Genomic DNA, 20,515 nt, shown 5'->3' on the forward strand with positions numbered 1-20,515 from the left:
TACCCCACGGCCCGACGCGAAGCGGCTCACTACGCCTGCGAGCGGGGGCTGAGCCAGCGCCAGGCGTGTCGACTAACGGGCCTGGCCCGCGAGAGCTATGCCACCCGTCGGGTGGGGGCCGTGGGGGACTGCAAGCCACCGACGCCGACCTGGTCACCCGCTTGCGGGCGCTGGTCAAGCGGCATGGGGGTTGGGGCTTTTGGAAATACTACTATCGGCTGCGCAAGCTCGGGGTGGTAGTCAATCACAAGCGGCTCTGGCGACTCTACCAGGCAAGGAGCTTGCAACTGGGAAAGCGGCGCAAAAAGAAGCGGTTGCCTGAACGGGTCAAACGACCGCTGGAAGTACCCACCCAGCCCAATGTCTGCTGGTCGCTCGATTTTATGAGCGATGCCTTAACCGATGGGCGGCGCTTCCGCACCTTGAACGTGGTCGAGGACTGGAACCGGGAAGTGCTCGGTATAGAAGTCGATTTCTCGCTACCGGCCGCTCGCGTCGTGGCCCTGCTCACCACCCTGGTCAGCCGCTACGGCTCGCCGGCCCGGATTCGGGTGGATAACGGCCCTGAACTTATCAGTCAGGTGCTCCAGACCTGGTGTCAGGAGCAACACATCGAGTTGCACTGGATTCAACCCGCTAGCCCGACCCAAAATGCCTATATTGAACGCTTTAACGGCTCGTTTCGCCGCGAACTGCTCAATGCCTATCTCTTTACCACGCTACGGCAGGTGCGCGAACAGTGCCAGAGCTGGCAGTACGATTACAATCATTTGCGCCCGCATGAGGCCCTTAACTTTCTAACCCCCATGGAGTTTCGTCAAGCTGCCTAACTCCAGTTTTGACTGGCCTACTTTGAGGGGAGCTTACAAGTAACCCCATTTTTGTGGGGGAATACAAATACAAAAATTGCCTTTACAAGGCGTGAAACAGCATTTTGCGCTATTCCCCACAAAAATGGGGTCGCTCGCGTCTTTCTATGCTACTTAATCGGAACGGGTGTCGTCCTAACAAACTGATCTTTAAATTAAAAAACTGCTCAAGAAACAGTAGTTACTTATTTTAAATAGTTTATTAAGTTTACAGGTAGCGTAAGTTTTTGTCTATCAATTATTTGCAGGGTATTATCCCCACAGAAATGGGGTTATTCCCCACAGAAATGGGGTTATTCCCCCACAGAAATGGGGTTATTCCCCACAGAAATGGGGTCTTAGGAGCCGGACTCCCCCACAGAAGTGGGGTCATTCCCCACAGGTTAAAATTAGTTGTGGGGGAATAAGTGGAAATGCCTTTACATTTGCTAGGCATATCCTAACGCTCTCATGACCAAAGACCTTATAACTACTACAAACCCATTGGTAGTGCAACATAACGCAATGGTAAACGCTGGTTTCACTATGTCAGCGTTAGAGATGCGTTGCTTTTTAGCCATGATTAGTCGCATTGGTCGCGATGATACGGCTCTACCAGTATGTCGAATTCCCGTGCGAGAGTTGTGTGCAGATAGCAATAGTAAAAATGTCTACACCGAAGTTCGGGCGATGACTGAAAAGATGGCTAGCCGTTTCCTGCTTCTAGAAGTATTAGGGCCCAACGGCGAGCGAATGAAGGAGCCTGATATTAAGAACCGTCCACTAATGGGGGCTATTGATTACCTGAAGCGCGAGGGCGTGGTGGAAGCGGTATTCAATGAACACCTAAAGCCCTATTTGCTAGAGCTGAAGAATAACTTCACTAAGGCTCAGTTGAGCCAAGTGCTTAAAATCAAGCGGCCTGCTTCGCACCGCATTTACTGGCTACTGCGCGAGTATGCAGCTTTTGGTAAGCGCACGATTAGTGTCAGCGAGTTACGACACGTACTTGGGTTGAAAGATGAATATGTTGACCGCTTCGACCACTTTCGCGCCCGAGTGCTTGACCCAGCTCAGGAGGAACTAGCACAAACAGATTTGCCCTTCACATACGAGCTAATCAAACAGGGACGCGTCATCACAGAAATTCGATTTCTTTTTGCCCCTACGAGCGCTGCACTTCCCGAACTAATACCTCCGAGTGAGGCCTGGGCTACTGCGCTGCTAGCTGCTGGCGTGGCTGATAAGAGCTTGGAGGCCGTGCGTGAGAAGCTAGAAGCTGGGACCTATGATGAAGGTTATATACGCTTCGTACTCCAGGCAGTACGGACACAGGCAGATGCAGGCAAAGTAAAAAAGCCAGCTGGTGCCATATTTAAGGCATTGATGGACGGCTACCTCTTGCCAGCGTATCAAAAAACCCAATTGACATCTGCCAAACCCAAAACTAGGACAAACCAAGCGTTAAGTAGCCAGCGCAAAAAATTGCAGAGTGAGTTGGAGGATGCCCGCAACAGCCTGTCATTTTTTCAAACGTCTCTACTGTATACCGATGATACTCGTCCGTCATTTGTAGCGCAGGTCAAAAGCAAAATTGCCGAATTAGAGCAGCAGCTGCTACAGCTAGAAGCCTAGCCCCTACCCTATTTGACTGTTTTACTGCTATTGAAAAAAAAAGCTCCTATCGCGATAGGAGCTTTAAACGTTTACTGCTACCGCAACTTCTTACTGGTGCGAAGTAGTTTTTGCAATAATGCATCAGGCAATGGCTTATCGGCTTCGGGATAGGCAGCCAATTCCTTTACCAAGGCCGCTTCAGTTAGCTCCTTCATTAGAAAGCCAGGTACCCAGTACTCGGCTTGCTTCAGCTTGAGGTACGTTTCGCGGGTCACAGCAGTAGTGAATGATACCCAAACTGTTTGCTCTTCACCATCACTAGGTAATGGCTCCGGGCTTTCAGCCTGCACTGGCTCGATTCGCTCGTTGATAGAAGAAAGGACTTTTTTACCGAAAGTAGGTTTAGTGCTCATAGACGGGTAAGGATTTCGGCCGTAAGGGCAGTATAATCTTGGGCGCCAGCGGATTGGTTAGCCCAAGTGAAGATGCTTTCCTTCTCAATCTGGGCTTCTACTAGCGCTACATTGGGGCGGATAGTAGTGTTCATAACTAGAGGTCCAAATACGGGGTGTGCTTCTAGCAACGCAACCATATCCTTCTGTGCTCGGCGTCGGTCGTTGCGGTTATACTGTGTGAAAAACAGGCCTCCAATCTTCAGGTCTTTGTTAAGTCGCTTCTGCACCTGCTGACACACATCCAGTAGGCCTACCAGGCCTTCAATACCATAGTACTCTGGCTGTGCAGGGATGAAGACAGCGGTGGCCGCTGTTAGAGCAGCATAGGTCAGCTTACCCAGACCTCCTGGTGTATCAATCAAGCAGAAATCAATAGCTTCCACTTCATCGAGTAGCTCCTTCAATGCAAATTCGGCACCTGGCTTTTTGCCGATGCGCTCCTCGGCCTCTGCTAAATCAGGCGAACTAGGCACTAGGTACAGACCCTCCCCTACTTCCTGCACCGTGTCAGACAGGCTCGCCTGACCAAGCAATACCGCATCAAGGCGTTTGCCTAAAGGAGTGGGTAGTGTAAAGCTTTGGGTTAGGTTGCATTGACTATCACAGTCAATTAGCAGTACGCTGTGTCCTTGCTCTCGCAAGGTTTGGGCAACGTTTAGACAACTTGTTGTCTTACCTGTGCCTCCCTTATGGTTGGCCATTACAATAGTTCGCATGGCACAAATAAAAGCAATAGTTTCAATGCGCACAATATGCTCCTTTGTTTCCACGGTTACCATTGTAACAATTGTTGAGATAGCACCCGTAGTTTTATTATTTAAAAGGCTCTCCATTAGTATTTTATCCTTAATTGGGCAGCAGGCGTAATAAGCGGCTTAAAAACTTAACCGATTAAATTTTTTAAATTCTAGCCATATTTACCGTAGTTTAAATTTTAACAATTGTGAGTATTTCTCTGAAATAACCTGATGAATAAGTGGTGCTGATAATAGCACAAGAGTTGAAACCGAAAGTATCAGTACAGAATCTGCTCAGGTGTATAGCACATCACAAAGCCCTCTATTAGGGGCTTAATTGGCAACCCTTTATCATAGTATCCTATGTTCAGACGAGAGCAGTAATTTGGATGGACAAGAAGGAAAAGGGCGGAACAAGATTCTTCACAGTAGGGGGCGTCCGAGCCCGTATTAGATGACAATCCCCGCTCTTTTCTAAGGGCACTTTGAACAGTTCCAAGAGGCCATCAGAGCCTGTATTAGGATAGCAAAAGATTCTCTAGAAGTCCTTTTTCAGCCTTTCTCTCACTCTTTATTGCTTCGCTCATGGTTTCCTCGTCTCCCTTGCCCGTCGTTGGCCTCGACGTAAGCAAAGCCACGCTGGCCGTTTGTTATCACGTAGACCACCAAGTACGCCACCTGGAAGTGCGCAATGATAAGGCGGGCTTGCCCAACTGCTCCACGCATGCGGCGCGCAGTGTCTCTTCGTGATGGAGGCTATAGGTACCTACTACCTGGCGTTGGCGTATCATTTACACGAGCAGGGGGGCCAGGTGGCGGTGCTCAATCCGCTCATCATCCGGCGCTTCATCCAAATTCACTTGGGCAAGAGCAAAACGGACCGTAAAGATGCGTACTGGCTGCTGCGTTATGGCCAACAACAAGCAGTTAAACCCTGGCAACCAGCGGAATCGGTACTGGTCGAATGTCGCCAGTTAGAGCAGGTGACCGAACAGCTGCTCAAGCAGAAAACCATGGTGAGCAACTTGTTGGAGGCCTTGCAGCGTCAGCCCGTGATTAGCCACCTGGCTCAACAATGGCTCCAGCAGACCTGGCAGCTGCTCGATGACCAGGTGCAGGCGCTCGAAACCGAGTTATTAACTCTGCTGGAAACGCGCTTCAGCCGGGAAATGACGCTCTTACGCTCGATTCCGGGCATCGGTCGCAAGACAGCTGGCCTGCTCCTCTTATTTGCCGGCGGCTTCACGCGCCTCGACAACTACCGCCAGCTCATTGCCAAAGCCGGCCTCTCGCCCCGCGAGTACACTTCCGGCACCAGCGTGCGGGGCAAAGTCCGTATCACGAAGATGGGCGGCGGCTTGATTCGCGGCAAACTCTTTATGTGCAGCTTCGCCGCCATCAAATTCAACGCAGCATGTAAAGCGCTCTACGACCGATTAGTAGCGAAGGGTAAAAATGGCAAAGTGGCGCTGATTGCCGTCTGCAACAAGCTCCTCAAGCAAGCCTTTGCCATTGTCAAATCCGGTGTACCCTACCACGCTGATTTTACCAAAAATTTCGCTTAAATATCGGCTATTCAACACAGTTCATCTAACACAATCCCAGACTACTCATCGCTGTTCCCCGAGCTGACCGGGTAAAGCTGCTGCACGAGGGAGCGCCGCCTTTCCGGGTCAGTTTCCTCGTGCAATTGTCGATTCAGGTCGATGAAATGGCTTGCGTCGGCGAGGAATGTCTCCGTTAGCGTGAGCGCGGCTAGCCATTCCCCAAAGTCTACCAGGGCGGCTTGCCCACCAAGGGAGTTGAAATAAGCAGCGTAGGAGGCAGCGTCGAGCGGCGCCTCCTCCCACGGCTCAGCGGGGGTGATAGGTCTACCTAAGAAGCTAGCCAGCAGGTGAGTGTCCGCGCGGTAGGTTGCGCGTGCTTTCTGTGCCGCGTCCTGAAGCCTGCCGTTGCTAAACAGGATGATCGTCCACTCGAAGAGAAAGTCGGGAAAGCCCGCATCATCAGGGAAATTGCGATGGAACCAACGCAGGTAGGTGAGGCCGCTCTTGAAGTCGCCGAGCTGCACGTAGTACCGGGTGGGAAAGTAGCGCAGCCCCCGGCTATCATCGTAGCACCCAAACTTGCGCTTCTCCGCAGCCAGGACGCGCCGGATGTCCGTAATCTTCTGGCGGAGACGCTCGGCTTGCTTCGGGGTCATAGCAGGAAGGATGTTGCCGAAAGGTAAGTGGAGAGCATCAAAAGTGTGGGGCAGTTACGGTTAAGCGGCCATCAGTAGGGATTCCAGATTATGAAATCAATACTTGCGGTTGTGCCAGTACTGACCGGAGAATGGAATTGTCCCACACTTTTTGATGCGCTCTTCTGCTGCTCCCTAAAGCCTGATGCTGTGCCGCGAAACCAAACCACCTCAGCCGGAGGAAGGAGGGAGCCGGAGGCGGGGCAACCCAAATGTTGAGGGCCGTTTGAGTGGGGGGACGCAGGCGAAAAAGCAGGAACTGTGAACGGGTGGGGTGGCGCCACTTGCCAACAGCGCAAAAAGTGGGGGCGTTGATCTTTTGGAAAAATGGGGCGTCGGCAGGGCAGGTAAGACAGGGGGGTGGGGGTAAACGAGTTGCCGGTGCAAAACGGGGGCAGCTCACAGTTGGCGAGCGGCGGCCGGCGGGGGAAACAGCTAAAGGGGCGGTGTGAAATGTGGGAAGCTGGCCCAAAAATGAGCAGTGACGGCCGGCAGAAAAAGCCCGAAGTTGAAAAATATTTCTTTTCCCCACGGCCTATTTTTTAGTCGGTAGGGCCGGAAGGCAGCGGCTGAAAATTTCGGGAACCGCGGATTGGAAGCAGTGGTGCAGGCAGGTAGTAGTCCAGGGATCGCGTGGCAGGGGGGCAGTGGTTCGAGGGGGGAAAGGATGGGAACCACTTGGTGGGGGAGCTTTAGAAATCTGGGCCAGGTGAAAGCAGGTTCGCGTAGGCCGGGGCCGGAAAAGACGGGTTGGTAGAACGTAGAGCCAAGGGAAAAACGAGGGGTAGCGAAAAAAAATGGGTAGGAGCAAAAAGTGGCGGGGAGGAAAAAGGCAGGGAAGAAAAATTTGCCAGATAGTCAGAAAAGACAGGCAGCCAAATGTTGCGCACTAGGAAAAAAATGGGCAGGCTCAGAATAGCTGGTCGGCGGAAAAAGGGCGGGGTGGTGTACTGGTGGGCCGGGTGAAAATGGAAGCCAGGTAAAAAAGGGAGGGGAGGAAAAACGGGGTAGCGCTAAAAAAACGAAAGGGTGCTTTGCGGGCGAGGCAGTGGTAGCGGATGGGTTTGTTTTGCGGCGAGGAGCGCAGGGAGCGGTAGGCGTGAGTGAAGGAAGAAAGGACCGGAGTTGAAAGAGGGCAGGAGTCGGGGTAGCGTAGAGTTTGGGGCGGCTGAGTTTTGGGGACAAGTCGAAAAGAGCGGGACCGAGGTAAGGAGGGGAACTCAAAAAGGCGGGGGTAGCGCTTTACTGGAGAGGGGGAGCAGGGAGAGGAGGAGGCGAAACGAACGAAAAGGAGCGAGCCCGTCGAAAGCAAAACACAAGGGCCTGATGCAAAACGAGGAGGTAAGGCAACGGCAACGCAGCTCAACTTTGGAAAGAGGCTGCCGGAGAGGGGAACGGCAAAAATGGGCGGGGGTGAAAGTGGGAAGCTGGCTGAAAATCGGTCAAGGTGAGAAAGTGGCCAGCGTCAAAAATTCAGGAGGGTGCTAAAAAGCAGTTGGGCAAAAAAGGAGCTGGTCGTAGGCAGAAAGGCCAGCAACAACTGCACGGGTAGGGGGAGGAGCAGCTGGAGAAAAAGCGACGACACCGGTGATGAACCGTCGAGCCGGAATAGGGATGAGCAGCAGAATCGGTCGTGAAAGAAAAGACTCGAAACCACTCCGAAGGAAAAGAGCGGGGACGGGTAAAAAGGGGGTGAAGGGCCAGCGTCAGGAAATCGGAAATAGGTACGCTGGCTGAAAAAGGAATAAGGCAGGTTGGGGGCAGTAGTGGCTCAGCTAGTCGGGGAGCGAACGGAGCCACGGAGAAGATTTACCCAGTAGAAAAGGGGAGGGCAGGGAGAGGGTGACGGGGTGGCTCGGCAGCAAAAACAGCGGGAGTAGCGCCAGGGGTAGTGGATGGAGTCGTAGTAGATGGAATGTCCGTAGGCGGAGAAATGGAGCGCTGGCCCGCAGTAGAAGGAGGAACAACCGCAGCAGGGGGACGAGTGAGCCGGAGAGGTGCCGGGCCAAAATGGGGAACGGCGTACTGGTCGGGTAGTTCGGTCAGGAGCCAGTTGGAGCGAGTAGGTGGGGGCGAGGGGCGCTAGGTTGGGCGGTAGGGAGGAAATGCCCGATGCAGGGAAGAAACCGGCGTGAGGCGAAAGGCGGAAGGGGGCAAGTCGGCAGGAGAGCAACAAGCAGCAGCGGCAAAAAACCCGGCAGCACAGGAAGCGGCAGGGGTAGTGATTTCGGAGCTAGTCGAAAAAATCTTACAAGCTAGTCGGGCGGGGAAACGGGTTGAGGCAGGGATAGCAGTCAAGCCAGGGAAGGGAGAAAATCGCCGCCTGGGAGAAGGGCAGTAGTCGGCAGTAGTCGGCAGGGGGTGAAGGTGCCAGCGTAGTGTAGGGAAGCTCGTAGAAGCCAATAGCCCTAGTCAGTATAGTAGGCCGCCGGAGTAGGAAGTAGGGCCGGCTTCCCGTAGATTGGGGACAACATTGGGTTTCCAATTCAATAGCCCTAGTTATAGTTAGCGAGAGGAGGGCCTGAAATCAACGCTACCGCCTTGATTATCAGCGGAAAACAGGGTTTTACGGTGGATAAAATGAGCTACCGCATTGATAGTCAGTACCAAAAGCAGATTTATTAAATGGTTTTTGCACGTTTTACAGCCTCTAAATACCTAGCAGTTACGAAAAACAGTGGATAATATAATGCAAAACGCTGTAAATCAGCACTAAAATAAGATTTATAAATTCTTTTAATCCACCTTTTCCTAATGGAACCAGCCAAACGAAAAAGAGGGCGGCCGCCGCAGCAATCGCCCGCCGAACAGCCAGCGCCTTCGCTCAAGCTCACGGCGCAAGCAGACCGCTTGCTAACGGTTCACTCCAAAAAACTCAAGCTGAGCAAGCGGGCCTATGCCAGCGCGGCGGTAGCTTATTTCGCGACCACCGGGCTCAACCCCACGAAGGAGCAGCCGAAGGGATTGGCCAGCGTGGCGCTAAAAGTGGACGAGGAAACACTAGCCATCCGGGCGCAAAACGTAGACATTGGCAACCGGCTGATTTCGCTACTTCGGGGGTGGGAGCGAAACCTCTACTCCTTTTTACAGCAGCAGCAGCAGACCACCTACGACTACTTGGAACAAATCGAAGCCAACATGTTACAGCACCAGGGTACGGTCGAAACTATCCTGCTAGCCCCGATGGTCGAGCAGCTGTTCAAGGTGAATTTAGAAGCCTTCATCACCCGGGATTGACAACCGCCCTGTCTGTAAAAGTAGGCAACTTGCCGGCAGGCAGCTACGACAAACAGATGGAGCTATCCACCAACAGGCGCGACCAAGAGTTGGCCAGGAAGCTGCGCGAGTTTCTCCAAACGAACTCGGTGCCCTTGCCCAAGACTACGCCCCGCCGAGCGGTGACGCCGGTTCCCCCCAAGTTGGTACCGCTCGCTTCTACAACGCCAGCCGTTCCGCCCAAGGCGTAGTTTTCACTCGAATTCTCCGGCAGCGGGGAAGGCAGCAGGGAAGAAAAGGCGCTTGCAGCCCGCACAGCCTTCCAGCTATTTTGGTCTTACAACCGGCGGGGTGACCCCGGAGGCACCGGCGCTTTTTCGGCCTTACAGCCGGGGCGGCAACCGCCCTCTTTCCTTGCTTTGCCTTCTCTCAACTGCTGTTATACGCCAACGTACTTAACCCGAAAACCAACGGCCGGCTCGTGTACCCTAACGCCGGCAGCTCGCAGTGCTGTGAGAACTACTTGGGGAAAGAAGCCAAGGCGGTTGGAAGTGAAGCCACCTTCATTGGAGCCCCCGGTACTGTGCCCCGGACGGCGGCCGAGGTAGTGGGACTGCTCGACGGCAACGGGAGGGGACTGGGAAAAGACGACCCCCACTTTCCCGCGCGGGTGCTGCACCTGAGCGCCGAGGAGTTGCGGCTGATTGGCAACGACCCGCAGGCACTCGCGCGGTACCCCCAACACGTGAGGGACCGCTACGCCAAAAACGTTCCTCTCAAAAATGGAAGAGAGCTGGGCGAGGCCAACCTGGTTTGGGCGGCCACCCTCCACCCGGAACGCAAAAACCGGGGCACCGACGCGGGCGTGCCGGGCGAGAAAAAGGAGGGCCTGCAACCCCCCTCCACGGGCTGGTTTCGGCCCGCGACGCCGACCAGAAAAGCACGCGCAACCCTTGGGTCGGGCCGACCGGTTTAGCCGCGTGCCGTTCCAGGCCGAAGCCGTCACTCAGCTGGAAGGGCAGTTTGGGCACGTCGTTTCCCGCGAGCTCAGCCGGCCAGAGCCGACGCGACCGCAACTGGTAGCGCAGAAAAAAGCGGAGATAACCAGCCAGGCGGCGGCCAACCGAAAAGAGAAAAAACTGCTGACCTCGGAGCAGGTGGCCCCGGAGGCGAGGCCCGACATGCAGGTTACCCGGCTCCCTTCCAAGTCCGACCCCAGCTTACCCCTGGACCCGGCGCGAGTGAAAGCGATTGCCAAGCAAAGGCAGTACGCCCAGGTGTGCTAGGCTACCCTGGGGCAAATCGAACGCAACGCCGAGCAGGGTAACCACCCGCCCGACCCGGATGGCTACCGGCGCACGGGCCGCGTCAGCCAGCTGCCCCGGCTCCGCCTGGACGGTGGCCTGAACCGACACACCGAAGCCACCGGGTTCCAGCCCAGCATGGAAAAAGCCCCCGCGATAACCGGCGGCCGGAAGGAGGCAGTGGGCCGTTCCATCCAGCGGCTAGGCGCGGCGCTGGCCCCAAAGGGCCGGACGCAGGACGTGCGTAGGGACGTGGAAAAGGCGCAGGACCGGGCATCCGAAAGGTAGGGCCGCGCCTGGGTAGGGCGGGAAAAACGTACCCACGTACGCCTGGCCGCTGGCTGGACCTGCCGCCGTGGCAGCTCGTTGGCTTACCCCTGTCTGACCTGGCGCACAGCTGCGGGTGGGTCCGTGCGCGTGCGCCACGGCGGTGGCCGGCGTTTCCCACCGCTCGCGTGGCCACGCGGGTCGCTAGGCGGCGCCCGGCTCGCCGCGGGCGCGGTCCAGCGCCATTACCCGCGCCAGGAGCGCCGCGCGGGCCTGGTCCGGGTCCGTGCCGTCCTGCTCGCGGGGTGTGGGACCTTGGACCAGTCTAAATTTTCGGCCTCGGCGTGGCGCCGGGCCATCCCGTAACCAACTGGTACACCGCGGGGCCGCCCGCCGCGGGTCGGCTTCGAGCTCGGCCAGGGCGCCGAGGACCTCGTCCGGGCAGTTCATGGGCTGCCGGCCAAAATAGAGCCTGGGCAGTCCCTGCCTTGCCCGGGCAGTGATGACGGCCGGCAGGGCGTCCAGGTGGTGCGCCACGCGGGCCAGGTCGCGCGCGTCAAGCGAGATACTGTCGGGCGCTCCCCACAGATCGGGTTGCAGGACCTGCAGGGCGTTGGCCCACGTTACCTTGGGAATGGGAGGAAACTTTCCTTGCAACGCTTCCCAGACGGCGCGCTGGGCCTTCGCGCGCTGCTCGGGCGTCGCTTGTGCGAAGGGCACGCACCCGGCCGGTGCTTTGGAGGGGATAGGGAGAGGGGACTTCATGGAACAGGGCGCTACTAGACCCGAGCGCAACGACACGGAGGCCTGCCGGGCAAAGATAAGCTGGACCCAGCGAATAATGACAAATGTGTCCTTGTGAGCGGCGGGGATGGGCCGGACTTTGGCGGCCCATGCTAGCCTCCCCTGTTGACCCGCTCCCGCTCGAAATCGTGCACCGGTTGCAGCGCCTGCGCCGGGCACGGGGGCTTACCCTACAGGAGGTGTATGACGCCACCGGCATTCACGTCGCCCGTCTCGAAGCGCGCAAGACCAACATGCGGGTGGCCACGCTGGCGGTGCTGTGCCAGTACTACGGAATTTCCCTGGCCGAATTCTTTCAGGGCCTGTAGCCCTGACCGAGCTTGGCAGGGTGGTCGCCGTACCTGCCGCGAAGCTAGGCGCCGTTCCGGCGGTGGCATTCGGGCGCGGCGGCGGCCCCGTACCACCCGGCGCCGCGCGGGCGCAGGGGCTGAGTGCCCAGCTCGGTGAACAGTTCCAGCGGCCCAAGGCCCGGCAGCGGCCCGCCGGTTGCTCCTCGCCGACTTAGTGAGGTGGCGGCCCCAGCTGCTTTGCTCGACCACTGGCGCAGTTGCCCCTCGGGCGTCAGCTGGCGAAAGAGAAAGAAGGGTTGCCTCCGCGAGAGATGCTGGTCAACTCCTGTTTTTACCGGGCGTGGCTGTTGCAGAACGCGCTCGCTCGTTCGACAGACGGTCGCAGGTAGCACCAGGACCTGCTAAAAGCAGGCCCAAGGCCAGTTTGCGCGCCCGATTTGGTCGCTACTGGCCGGGCCTGGGGTACTCGATGGAGTTCTGCAATAGCCACGGGCCCTTATTGGATGGTTTTCGATAGGGCGTTTCCAACACGCAGGGGCACTTTTTCCGGCGATTTCTCGCTGACCCTTATTGGAGTACCTTCCGGGCATGACAATTGTCGCCCTTTACGCCCGTGTCTCGACCAAGGATAAAGGTCAGAGCACCGAGAACCAGTTGCCCGAACTGCGGCGCTTTGCGCAGGCCTACGGCTACACCGTTTACAAAGAGTATGTGGAACACGAGTCGGGCGGCACGGGGAAACGTTCTGAATTTCAGGCCTTGTTCGCTGATGCGCACCTACGGCGTTTTGACTTGGTGCTGTTCTGGAGCTTGGACCGCTTCAGCCGCGAGGGCGCGCTACCAACCCTGCAATATCTGAATCAACTGCAAGGTTGGGGCGTAGGCTATAAGTCGCTTACGGAGCAATACCTCGACTCAGTCGGGCTCTTTCAGGAGGCTATCATTTCTATTTTAGCTACGCTGGCTAAGCAGGAACGCATACGCCTCAGCGAGCGCACCAAGGCGGGTATGGCCCGTCGCCGGGCAGAGGGCGCCCAGATGGGGCCGCCCGCCAAAAGCGCCACTGTTATCGAGCGAATACGGGAATTGAAGCAGCAGGGGCTATCCAACTATGCCGTTAGCAAATCAGTAGGCGTATCGGCCAGTACAGTCGCCAAATACGCGGTGAAAGCAGTACGAGCAACCAGTGATTTGAACCCTTTGTGAACCCATTCAACTCATTGGGCGCGGATTCAAAAAGTACTTTGCCAACATAGGATAAAGCTTTCTCTGCTTCTTTGCTTAGTTCTGGCTTGGGCATTTGAGCCCTTCGTGAACCCATTCGTTTTTGCTCAGCGATTGGCACGAAAGCAGTAGACTCAGGGCCGGCTGAGTCCGGCAAGGGAGGATTTGCTACCTTGCCTCCGCTATCGTTCGTCGTAGACGCGCAACAGCCGGGCAATCGTCTGCATCGTGTGCAGCACCTGGTCAAACGGAGGGAGAGCTCCATGGAGTAGACCCGGCAAATCTGCTTCAAAGGGCTGCTGGAGCTGTTGCAGGTTAGCGGCCTCGGCGGTGTAAGCCCAGCAACTGCTCAGCGGCTTGGTTTTCCACTCGCGCGTGGGACCAGTTACGCCGGCTGCCGCATCATCGCGCTGCACGGCCACTAGTTGCTGAAACAAGCCCGGTCCCGTCAGCAGGTCGGCTACCTCCGGCTGGCGAGCCAACTGATGTAAGTCGTAGAGATGGCGCACCTTGCGCCCGGTCGCCGCAATCGGGTCCTCCTCGTAGGAAGACCGGACTAAGGCCATAATTTTCTCGGCAAACGTACGTCTCAGGCTCAAGACGTTGAAGTCGAAGGCCTCCAAGCCGTACTCGTGCACGATGTCCGTCTGCCCCTGGTCGAGCAATTGCTGTCCCAGGTAAGAAATCAGCGGGCGCGGACCATGTGGCTCGGGCTCCCCGAAGGCAGTTATTTCCAATAATATATGCTCAGTCGTGACAGGGGCAGGGTCGATAAATAGGTGCTGGTAGCGGTGATACACCAAGCGGTTATGCCCCGCTTGCTGGTTGAGCCCGCTACCTCTACCTCCGGCAAATCGCCCACTGCCGTTTTGTGGATATCCCGGATAAGCTTTTTCCGGGCCCCGTCCGTTTGCTCTGGCTGCAAGATGACGGCCAAGTCGACATCTTCCGAAAACCGCTCAATAAAGCCATACGCTTTCGAGAGCGAGGTACCACCCTTAAAGACCACGTGCGCTGCCAACGCAGAGTCGGCTAGATTACGCAACACCCACGTTACCCAGTAGTCTTTCTCGACGAAGCTTTGCCGCATCCCCCGCGCAGTGGCCGTAATTACAATCAGGTTTCGGAAGGCCCGCTCCTCGCGGTGCAAGGTCATTGGATTCGCCATTTCGCGCGGTTGGCTAGCGCCAGGTCGGATAACCCTAGCTTGTACGTAGTCAATGGATTTAAGCTGGCTTGCAGCTTGGCCGTCAGCTTGTTTTCGCCCAGTTCTTCCAGGATAGCGCCTAGTAGGGCGCGGGTAGCCGGATTATAGGCTTGGGCTAGGCGCACCAATCGGGTCTTATCCGCCGCTGACAGGTGCTTCACCTGCTCCCGCAAGCGCAGTAGGGCCGTAGCCGGGGCGGTATCGGGCAAACGCTTAATGCGGCGCAAGGCATCCAGCACTTGGCGCAGGCCGACATCGGCCAGCTTCACCTCGCCACGGCTTTGCACGAAGCGCACCCGCACGTTCCCGACTTTCCTGGGCCGGCCAGGGCGGGGGGTAGCGATTTCGATTTCCTGCGCTACCTGCGTCGTCAAGCCCAGCCGGTTGAAGGCAGTTACCCCGGTTGGATACCCGCGCAGCTGTTTGGCGGAGGTCTGGAGTAGTACTTGCATCACTTGCTGCTCGGAAACGGGAACTGGTCCAAACCGGCTCTGCAAGGGTAGGCGATAAGTACCCTTCATTACGTGTTGCACGACGCCTGTCTGGCGTAGTCGGCTCAGGGTTACCGCGACTGTACCCGGCGCGATGCCGAGGTCTGCAAAATCGTGGTAGTGCACTAGGGAGCCAGGCTCCAGCTTTTGCAAGCGATGGAGCATCTTTTGGCGCGCGGTAGTCGGTCTAGTCATAACCCCTTCTTCACCTGATGTTGAGCAGACAAAGCGCTGCAAATGTAAAGTTTTTTTGCTGCAAAACATTACAAATCTTTATTGGAGGTAGCCTAAAACTCCTTATTCCTGGTAGCTTGGCATTTTGTCGACTATAGTTACAGTCGGCTTCTAGGGCGTAAAAGCACAGCCATAGTCAGGAATTGGCTCCCAATCCCCACCACCTGCCAGGAGAAGGCGGCGCGCCAGCAGGCCGGGTAGGCCCAGTGCCCGTGGCCAGGGCCAGGTAGGTGCTGTCGCTGGCCTAGATTTAGTGAGGGCGGTGGGGGCAGGCCAGCTGGCGAGCTTATTGGCGGTGGCCACGGCCTGCGGGTCGACCTGAGTGGTGCGCGGGGCCAGGAACTGGCGCGGGTGCAGAATAATCGAAAACCACTGGCGCTGAGCTAGCCGCACAGACGCTTCCAGCCCACCGCGTGGCCTGCACGCAGCCGGTGTTGACCAGAACGGCCGGCATGGATGGTGAACGCGCGCTGGGTCGTACCCGATAGGGCCGCCACTTGCCAGGCGGGAAGTACTTGTTCGGCCGTAGTCGGCGCGTTTACCACGCACATAGTAGCCGCTGGGGCTGACGCCTAGCAATCGACACTGCTCGCGCACCGGTCGCGACGCTACTGCGAGCCGAGCGTCAACTGTAGGGTAGCATTACCTGAGCTACAGATAAAATATTTTATAGTCTACTCATAGGAAATCTAAATAATTGGCAGCTACCTTGCGCTAACAAAATTGGCAAAACACGTTTTTTGAACTCCCATTATTTTTAGCTACTTGCCTTGCGACTACACGTGTACCTCAGCGCCTCCCAGGTCATTCCCTTTGACTACTTACCCACGCTAAAAAGTGCTTTTCATCGCTGGGCAGGCCATAACGAAGCCTTGCATGCGGGCCTGTCGCTCTACTCGTATGGCTGGCTGCACGGTGGGCGGGCCGGTCGCGGCGGCATCCGCTTTGCGGAAGGGGCCAGTTGGTTTATTTCCGCCCTGATGAGACGTTGATTCAGGAGTTAGTGAGCGGTGTGGTGCGGGCTCCGGCCCTGGACCTGGGCCTCGCTGTGCGCGACGTGCGCCTGCAACGCGCCCCCGCGTTTGCCGCGGGCGAGCAGCCTTTTCGCGTGGCCAGCCCCGTGTTCATCAAGCACGAAGTGGAAAAGGGTAAGCCTGCCGACCACTTGCTGCCTGGCCACGAGCTGGCCGACGAGCTGCTCACCGCCACCTTGCGCCACAAGCTGCGCCAAGCCGGGTTGGCTGATGCCGGGGCCGCCGTGCGCTTCGACCCAGCGTTTATTGCTTCGGCCAAGAGCAAACTCTTCCGCTACAAGCAGGTGCAGTGCCGCGGCAGTATTTGCCCGGTGCTGGTGAGCGGCAGCGCTGAACAGATTGGGTTTGCCTGGGAGGTGGGCGTAGGGCACTCCACGGGCATTGGGTGCGGGGCGCTGGTGTAGTGCGGGCATGAAAAAAGCCGCGCTGGGCGGCTTCTTCAAAACGCTTACTCGCTGGCTTTTCGCTGGGCCTGTTCCTGCACCCGGCGCATCATGTCCTCGCGGGTGACGACCCGGCCAGGTTGGGCCAATAGACGCTGCCAGGCATCTGCCGCATCAGGGCCTTGGAAGGGGTTAGACCGCTCCACTCCCGCAGAGGTAGTATCGGACTTCATCAACGGTGCTGGCGACTTTGACTCCGAGGGCTGCAAATTTTCCGGTGCTTCCATCATATTCCAAAGCTACGAAAAGAAACCGACCAGTGCCTATAAACCCAAACAAACGCCATACCCTCGGAAAGTCTGATGCGGCATCCGGCTCAATTACCGTCACTGGGTCGGCATATGTTGCCCGCACCTGCGCAATGGTCACACCGAGACGCTGTAGCTCTACCGCGCTGAGCTGGCTCACGTCGAGGTCGGGGGTAGGGTTGAGGTTTTCCATTGATTCAAAAAACAGATTGCTGCTGACGGGCAGGCTACCGAAATAACCTGCCCGTGCTCGGTCCGATTGATACCCTATTCGCTAATACAGCAATTTCAATTCCGCGCCGCCCCACAAAGATAACGCTCTTTGCACGTCGCCGGGCAAATTTTTGGCAATACCTTAGCCTCTAATACAGCACGGCAGAAGAAATACACTACCTTGCTTCTCCAAACCTCTAGCGCCACGTTCTATGCAGCCTTTGCCGCTCGACCTCTTACTTTCACCGCCTGACTTTGCCGAATCAGCCATTCTGGAAATTAGCTCCTTAGCCCCGCTTTCTATGGTGGCCAAGCTTCCGGGTAAGTATTATACCAGCCAGTCACAGCCAACTGAAGCTATGCTAATGGGAGCACTGGAAAATGCGCTGGGCTGGCATATAGGGGAAGTCGAGCGCGGCCAGCTTATCAAAGTGTTGGAGAAGAAGTACAAATGGAAGGCCCTGGCCTCGGGTGTAGGCTTTCGCAGCTTATTACAGTGGCATGTGCGCTTTGGGGTAATGGTAGTGCCCCGCTGCTGCACTACGATGACTTATGGACGCAGCACCTGCGGGGCAATACGTTTGTAGAAGGTAGTCGCAACTACGATGCACAAGCTATTCCTCTGATGAATGCCAAGCGAGGTGGCAGGGTTAAGGTGAATGAGAAAGCAGGGGCCCGTAAGGATGCGGCGGCGTTGAATGACTTTAAGGTTGATGACGATATTCACCTGACGGTATTGCGCCCCCACTTTCCGCAGTACTATTCCAGCCCGACGCAACGGGGCTACGTGGAGCCGCAGGGTGCCTACCGTGTAGGTATCGAAACCTCGCCCGAACTGGCGGCAGTCTTACGGGCCGCGCTAGCCGACCCGGCTGCTCCGCTGTATTTGGGCTCCAATGATGGGTGGGTAGAAATCGACTGGCATGAGTAAGAAAACCGCTTCCGCTCCCAGCAGCCAATTTGGACTGTTTGACACTGTCTCGCAACTGCCTGCCTCGGCGACAGTTGCTACCCCGGCAATAGGCAGCTTCGTCCTCGCCGACCTCAGCGCCGAATTGCTACACCCGTATTCCCGCTACGGCTTGGCAGTGGCCATCTACCAGGCTTTCCGGGGTGTGGTACCGGTAGCCTTGACCGAAACCGAACTACGGGCGGCACTAATACTGGCCATCGAAACCGGATTAGGCCATTTTCGGATGCGCACCAACGATAACTCGCTCCACGATACCGTACTCAAATTTGAGCCTGTTCGCTTGGCTGAATTGACGGATAAACCCCAGTTGGTGCAGTCGGCAGGGTTAGCGGCACAAGGGATTTACTTATACCCCAGCCTAGTGACCACCGACGGGAATGCCAAGGATACTTTTCGTAATGCCCAAGAGGCAGTGAAGTCGCTACGTGGTACGGTATTACTAACGGCATCCACTACGCTGAGTCGCTCTTTCGCACCTACCACAGCCAAAATAAACAATGGTACTGCTTCGCAAAGCCCCCAACCGGCACCTTGCTGGAAGTGGCCTGCGCCTTAATTACGGCGGTTACACCTTACAAGCCAGCTGCATGGCCAGGGGTAAATACGGTAATCATTCCTGATTTGCCTTTGCTTCACCAGATAGGATTCATCCAGGTTTTTGATGAATTACGGGTGGCCGAAGGCAAAGATTTGATGCGTACTCGCGAACGCGCATTGCCAAAGCCCGAAATCAGCAAACCTAAAGCGTCCAGCAAAAAGGATGCGCCGCCCAAGCCACCGGCCCCGGAATACCGGCGGCCAATGCTTCATTCGGGTAATTACCCCGATGCACCCCGCGATGCGGGCGTGTTTGGTCCGGTTGGGCTGCTTGGGGCCATTGGGCGGTGGGCGCGGCGCACCCAGGAAATGGGACGTGGCAAGGCCGTGCTGGATAGCCTGGCCGGGCAACCGATGCTGCTCATTTCTTACGAGCAGATAAGCCAGGTACGGTTTGACCACCATACGACGCGCCTGGCCCTGGAGCACGACCTCACTAAAATCGTGGATTCGCTATACCTGGGCACTACACTCTACTCGGAGCTGGAAAGTGCGAGTACGCCTTTTGGCAAGCCGGCTTTCAAAACGTTTTGTCTGATGGCCGGACGCTTTCTGCAAAGCTTTAATTCGGCTGCTTTTATCGATTTTATGGCTTCTCGAGCGGAATACGCTACGGAAATAGCTCCACTTTTCACCGAATACTTTCGCCACATGGACAAAGACATTGTGCAGTCAGCCAGCGAGCTAGGGCGCTGGCTAAACCGGACGGCCTATTTTGCCGCCAAATCCGAAGCCGAAGAGTTCCCTCTAAAAAGGGAAAGCCCAAAGAGCAGCAAATCAAGGAAGCGAAGGCCAAAATTCTAGTGGTACTGGAAAGCGCGGCGCTAGGGCTAAAACGCCCCAGGAAATGATTTCGCAGGTCTTGATTCAGGCGGGCCGCTTGTTGCTGGATGAGGCTCCCGCCTCGGCCCGACGCTTTGTGGATGCCACTAACACGGGTGAGATTGAACACCTGGAAGCTAAACACTTACTAACGGCTTATATGCGTCTGCGCAGCGTGGGGAAAGCGGTAGCAACGACCGAGGAGCCGGAAAGCACCGATGATATAATTGCCAACCTGCCAGACGACTACACCCCCGAACACTCCAACGACTAACCACTCCACGCCATGACTATTAAAGGAATTCTCGTTACAATGCTGGCCCCCATGAGTGACCACATCGCCAATGCCGGCGAAAAGCTCTTGGGCAATGCGTCATCTATTAAGCGACGGCCCGATGGACGCGTGTACATTTCGGGACAAATGCAGCGCCACGCGTTGTTTTCGGCCCTCGACCGCCTCAATGCCGACGATGAGGCGCGGGGCGAAACCTATGTATCGAACGGCGATGGCGTGACCAACGTGGTGGAAACCGATTTGCGGGCCGACCTCGGCGGCTTCCTGCAAACTTCTAAAGAAACCTACTCGGGGCGGCGCACAGCCCCTTTATCGGCCACGCCGGCCGTGGCACTGGAGTCGAGCAGCATCGGGCGCGACCTGCTTATCCGCCTGAAAATGGAGGCCGAGGGCGAAAGCAGAGGGCAAGCCGTGGCTACCCGCGAGTTCTCGCAGGACGACCGGATGCTGATGAGCTTCTTCGTGGACGTGAGCGCCGTGGGTATTCGCAAGCGGTTCAGCTACCAAAACGAGCTACATGTGCGCACCGAGTACGTGCGCCACATTAGCGAAGACGAGCGCAAGCGCCGTATTCGGCTGGCGTTGGAGGCTACGGCGGCCCTCACCGACTATGCCAACCAAGCCCGCAATGCCGTGAGTGGCGAGCCGCAGCAGGTGCTGCTGGTGTTCGATACGCGCCTTTCGCGTAAGGCCTGCCGCTATTTTAAAGCCAATACGGCGGAGCAGCGCAATATTCTGGCCGAGTTGGAAGCGCGGGGAGCCACTTATTTTCTGGGTGATGACACAGCCGAAACCGGCGATGGCACGGCGGTGGCTTACCGCAAGGCCCTGGGTTTTCTGGCGGCCAATGCGCTCTACGACCCGGCTCCGGGCGCGGCCCTGCAAACTACGGCGGCCTTTGAGGAAAGTGTGAAGCCCTCTAAAGCCACCAAATAGCCACCTAGCTACTTTGGC

The 20,515-nt window shown here is 56.7% G+C and carries 27 protein-coding genes; 16 read left to right on the forward strand and 11 right to left on the reverse strand.

The features are described from left to right. Positions 1 to 65: 65 nt before the first annotated feature. Positions 66 to 830, forward strand: coding sequence for an IS3 family transposase (locus GKZ67_RS21900; protein WP_410505104.1), 765 nt, complete (start codon positions 66 to 68; stop codon positions 828 to 830). 489 nt (positions 831 to 1,319) lie between these two features. After that, the gene (locus GKZ67_RS21905) at positions 1,320 to 2,483 is read left to right on the forward strand and encodes a replication initiation protein (RefSeq protein WP_173247782.1); all 1,164 of its coding nucleotides are present in this window, start codon (positions 1,320 to 1,322) and stop codon (positions 2,481 to 2,483) included. A gap of 77 nt (positions 2,484 to 2,560) precedes the next feature. On the opposite strand, the gene GKZ67_RS21910 is transcribed toward GKZ67_RS21905, so the two are convergent. Continuing rightward, positions 2,561 to 2,878, reverse strand: coding sequence for a hypothetical protein (locus tag GKZ67_RS21910; protein WP_173247785.1), 318 nt, complete (start codon positions 2,876 to 2,878; stop codon positions 2,561 to 2,563). Beyond that, entirely contained in the window at positions 2,875 to 3,753 is an 879-nt protein-coding gene (locus GKZ67_RS21915; protein ID WP_173247788.1) for a ParA family protein, read from the reverse strand. The genes GKZ67_RS21910 and GKZ67_RS21915 overlap by 4 nt, the downstream gene beginning before the upstream one ends. Before the next feature lie 489 nt (positions 3,754 to 4,242). Here GKZ67_RS21915 and GKZ67_RS21920 point away from each other — a divergent pair, with 489 nt between their 5' ends. Further along, positions 4,243 to 4,407, forward strand: a complete 165-nt coding sequence (locus GKZ67_RS21920) for a hypothetical protein (protein WP_173247791.1) — start codon at positions 4,243 to 4,245, stop codon at positions 4,405 to 4,407. Next, positions 4,407 to 5,222, forward strand: coding sequence for an IS110 family transposase (locus GKZ67_RS21925; RefSeq protein WP_173247962.1), 816 nt, complete (start codon positions 4,407 to 4,409; stop codon positions 5,220 to 5,222). The genes GKZ67_RS21920 and GKZ67_RS21925 overlap by 1 nt, the downstream gene beginning before the upstream one ends. A gap of 41 nt (positions 5,223 to 5,263) precedes the next feature. Here the strand turns inward: GKZ67_RS21925 and GKZ67_RS21930 are convergent, their stop codons facing one another. Further along, entirely contained in the window at positions 5,264 to 5,860 is a 597-nt protein-coding gene (locus GKZ67_RS21930) for a hypothetical protein (RefSeq protein WP_173247793.1), read from the reverse strand. A 2,793-nt stretch (positions 5,861 to 8,653) separates the two neighbouring features. Here GKZ67_RS21930 and GKZ67_RS21935 point away from each other — a divergent pair. The 4 genes from GKZ67_RS21935 (at position 8,654) to GKZ67_RS21950 (ending at position 10,707) form a co-directional block, all read left to right on the forward strand. Next, positions 8,654 to 9,136, forward strand: coding sequence for a hypothetical protein (locus GKZ67_RS21935; protein WP_173247797.1), 483 nt, complete (start codon positions 8,654 to 8,656; stop codon positions 9,134 to 9,136). Between the two features lie 460 nt (positions 9,137 to 9,596). Next, positions 9,597 to 10,091, forward strand: coding sequence for a DUF5712 family protein (locus GKZ67_RS22810; protein WP_217278762.1), 495 nt, complete (start codon positions 9,597 to 9,599; stop codon positions 10,089 to 10,091). 4 nt (positions 10,092 to 10,095) lie between these two features. Then, positions 10,096 to 10,401 (forward strand): hypothetical protein, encoded by a 306-nt coding sequence (locus GKZ67_RS21945; protein ID WP_173247800.1) that lies wholly within the window; start codon positions 10,096 to 10,098, stop codon positions 10,399 to 10,401. 156 nt (positions 10,402 to 10,557) lie between these two features. Next, entirely contained in the window at positions 10,558 to 10,707 is a 150-nt protein-coding gene (locus tag GKZ67_RS21950) for a hypothetical protein (protein WP_173247803.1), read from the forward strand. Positions 10,708 to 10,890: 183 nt separating this feature from the next. Here the strand turns inward: GKZ67_RS21950 and GKZ67_RS21955 are convergent, their stop codons facing one another. Beyond that, positions 10,891 to 11,451, reverse strand: coding sequence for a hypothetical protein (locus GKZ67_RS21955; RefSeq protein ID WP_173247805.1), 561 nt, complete (start codon positions 11,449 to 11,451; stop codon positions 10,891 to 10,893). A gap of 128 nt (positions 11,452 to 11,579) precedes the next feature. On the opposite strand from GKZ67_RS21955, the gene GKZ67_RS21960 reads away from it, so the two are divergent. Then, the gene (locus GKZ67_RS21960) at positions 11,580 to 11,798 is read left to right on the forward strand and encodes a helix-turn-helix domain-containing protein (RefSeq protein ID WP_173247807.1); all 219 of its coding nucleotides are present in this window, start codon (positions 11,580 to 11,582) and stop codon (positions 11,796 to 11,798) included. A gap of 44 nt (positions 11,799 to 11,842) precedes the next feature. Here GKZ67_RS21960 and GKZ67_RS21965 read toward each other — a convergent pair whose 3' ends face one another. Then, positions 11,843 to 12,172: a hypothetical protein gene (locus GKZ67_RS21965; RefSeq protein ID WP_173247811.1), complete on the reverse strand. Its 330-nt coding sequence runs from the start codon at positions 12,170 to 12,172 to the stop codon at positions 11,843 to 11,845. Between the two features lie 196 nt (positions 12,173 to 12,368). Between GKZ67_RS21965 and GKZ67_RS21970 the strand changes: the two genes are divergently transcribed. Beyond that, the gene (locus tag GKZ67_RS21970) at positions 12,369 to 12,986 is read left to right on the forward strand and encodes a recombinase family protein (protein WP_173247813.1); all 618 of its coding nucleotides are present in this window, start codon (positions 12,369 to 12,371) and stop codon (positions 12,984 to 12,986) included. A gap of 200 nt (positions 12,987 to 13,186) precedes the next feature. Here GKZ67_RS21970 and GKZ67_RS21975 read toward each other — a convergent pair whose 3' ends face one another. From GKZ67_RS21975 to GKZ67_RS21990, 4 genes are all read right to left on the reverse strand, one after another. Continuing rightward, the gene (locus GKZ67_RS21975; protein ID WP_410505105.1) at positions 13,187 to 13,741 is read right to left on the reverse strand and encodes a nucleotidyl transferase AbiEii/AbiGii toxin family protein; all 555 of its coding nucleotides are present in this window, start codon (positions 13,739 to 13,741) and stop codon (positions 13,187 to 13,189) included. Continuing rightward, positions 13,732 to 14,160 carry a nucleotidyl transferase AbiEii/AbiGii toxin family protein gene (locus GKZ67_RS21980; protein ID WP_173247817.1) on the reverse strand — a complete coding sequence of 143 codons (429 nt, stop codon included), beginning with the start codon at positions 14,158 to 14,160 and terminating at the stop codon, positions 13,732 to 13,734. The genes GKZ67_RS21975 and GKZ67_RS21980 overlap by 10 nt, the downstream gene beginning before the upstream one ends. Further along, positions 14,157 to 14,867, reverse strand: a complete 711-nt coding sequence (locus tag GKZ67_RS21985; protein WP_173247819.1) for a DUF6088 family protein — start codon at positions 14,865 to 14,867, stop codon at positions 14,157 to 14,159. The genes GKZ67_RS21980 and GKZ67_RS21985 overlap by 4 nt, the downstream gene beginning before the upstream one ends. A 180-nt stretch (positions 14,868 to 15,047) precedes the next feature. Beyond that, positions 15,048 to 15,329, reverse strand: a complete 282-nt coding sequence (locus GKZ67_RS21990) for a hypothetical protein (protein ID WP_173247821.1) — start codon at positions 15,327 to 15,329, stop codon at positions 15,048 to 15,050. A gap of 377 nt (positions 15,330 to 15,706) precedes the next feature. Here GKZ67_RS21990 and GKZ67_RS21995 point away from each other — a divergent pair, with 377 nt between their 5' ends. Further along, positions 15,707 to 15,928: a hypothetical protein gene (locus tag GKZ67_RS21995; protein ID WP_173247822.1), complete on the forward strand. Its 222-nt coding sequence runs from the start codon at positions 15,707 to 15,709 to the stop codon at positions 15,926 to 15,928. Next, complete coding sequence (locus GKZ67_RS22000; protein ID WP_173247824.1) at positions 15,925 to 16,374, forward strand: CRISPR-associated endoribonuclease Cas6; 450 nt, start codon at positions 15,925 to 15,927, stop codon at positions 16,372 to 16,374. Before GKZ67_RS21995 ends, GKZ67_RS22000 begins: the two co-directional genes overlap by 4 nt. Before the next feature lie 44 nt (positions 16,375 to 16,418). Here the strand turns inward: GKZ67_RS22000 and GKZ67_RS22005 are convergent, their stop codons facing one another. Further along, entirely contained in the window at positions 16,419 to 16,559 is a 141-nt protein-coding gene (locus tag GKZ67_RS22005) for a hypothetical protein (RefSeq protein ID WP_173247826.1), read from the reverse strand. Continuing rightward, positions 16,546 to 16,854, reverse strand: a complete 309-nt coding sequence (locus tag GKZ67_RS22010) for a hypothetical protein (RefSeq protein WP_173247828.1) — start codon at positions 16,852 to 16,854, stop codon at positions 16,546 to 16,548. Before GKZ67_RS22010 ends, GKZ67_RS22005 begins: the two co-directional genes overlap by 14 nt. Before the next feature lie 516 nt (positions 16,855 to 17,370). Between GKZ67_RS22010 and GKZ67_RS22015 the strand changes: the two genes are divergently transcribed. From GKZ67_RS22015 to cas7p, 4 genes are all read left to right on the forward strand, one after another. Further along, the gene (locus tag GKZ67_RS22015) at positions 17,371 to 17,805 is read left to right on the forward strand and encodes a hypothetical protein (protein ID WP_173247829.1); all 435 of its coding nucleotides are present in this window, start codon (positions 17,371 to 17,373) and stop codon (positions 17,803 to 17,805) included. A gap of 735 nt (positions 17,806 to 18,540) precedes the next feature. Next, complete coding sequence (locus tag GKZ67_RS22020; protein ID WP_173247831.1) at positions 18,541 to 19,248, forward strand: hypothetical protein; 708 nt, start codon at positions 18,541 to 18,543, stop codon at positions 19,246 to 19,248. Positions 19,249 to 19,291: 43 nt separating this feature from the next. Further along, the gene (locus GKZ67_RS22025; protein WP_173247833.1) at positions 19,292 to 19,540 is read left to right on the forward strand and encodes a hypothetical protein; all 249 of its coding nucleotides are present in this window, start codon (positions 19,292 to 19,294) and stop codon (positions 19,538 to 19,540) included. 12 nt (positions 19,541 to 19,552) lie between these two features. Beyond that, positions 19,553 to 20,497 carry a type I-PGING CRISPR-associated protein Cas7/Csp1 gene (gene cas7p, locus GKZ67_RS22030; RefSeq protein ID WP_173247835.1) on the forward strand — a complete coding sequence of 315 codons (945 nt, stop codon included), beginning with the start codon at positions 19,553 to 19,555 and terminating at the stop codon, positions 20,495 to 20,497. Positions 20,498 to 20,515 lie beyond the last annotated feature (18 nt).

Origin of the sequence: Hymenobacter sp. BRD67, assembly GCF_013256425.1 — a bacterium.
GTDB lineage: Bacteria > Bacteroidota > Bacteroidia > Cytophagales > Hymenobacteraceae > Hymenobacter.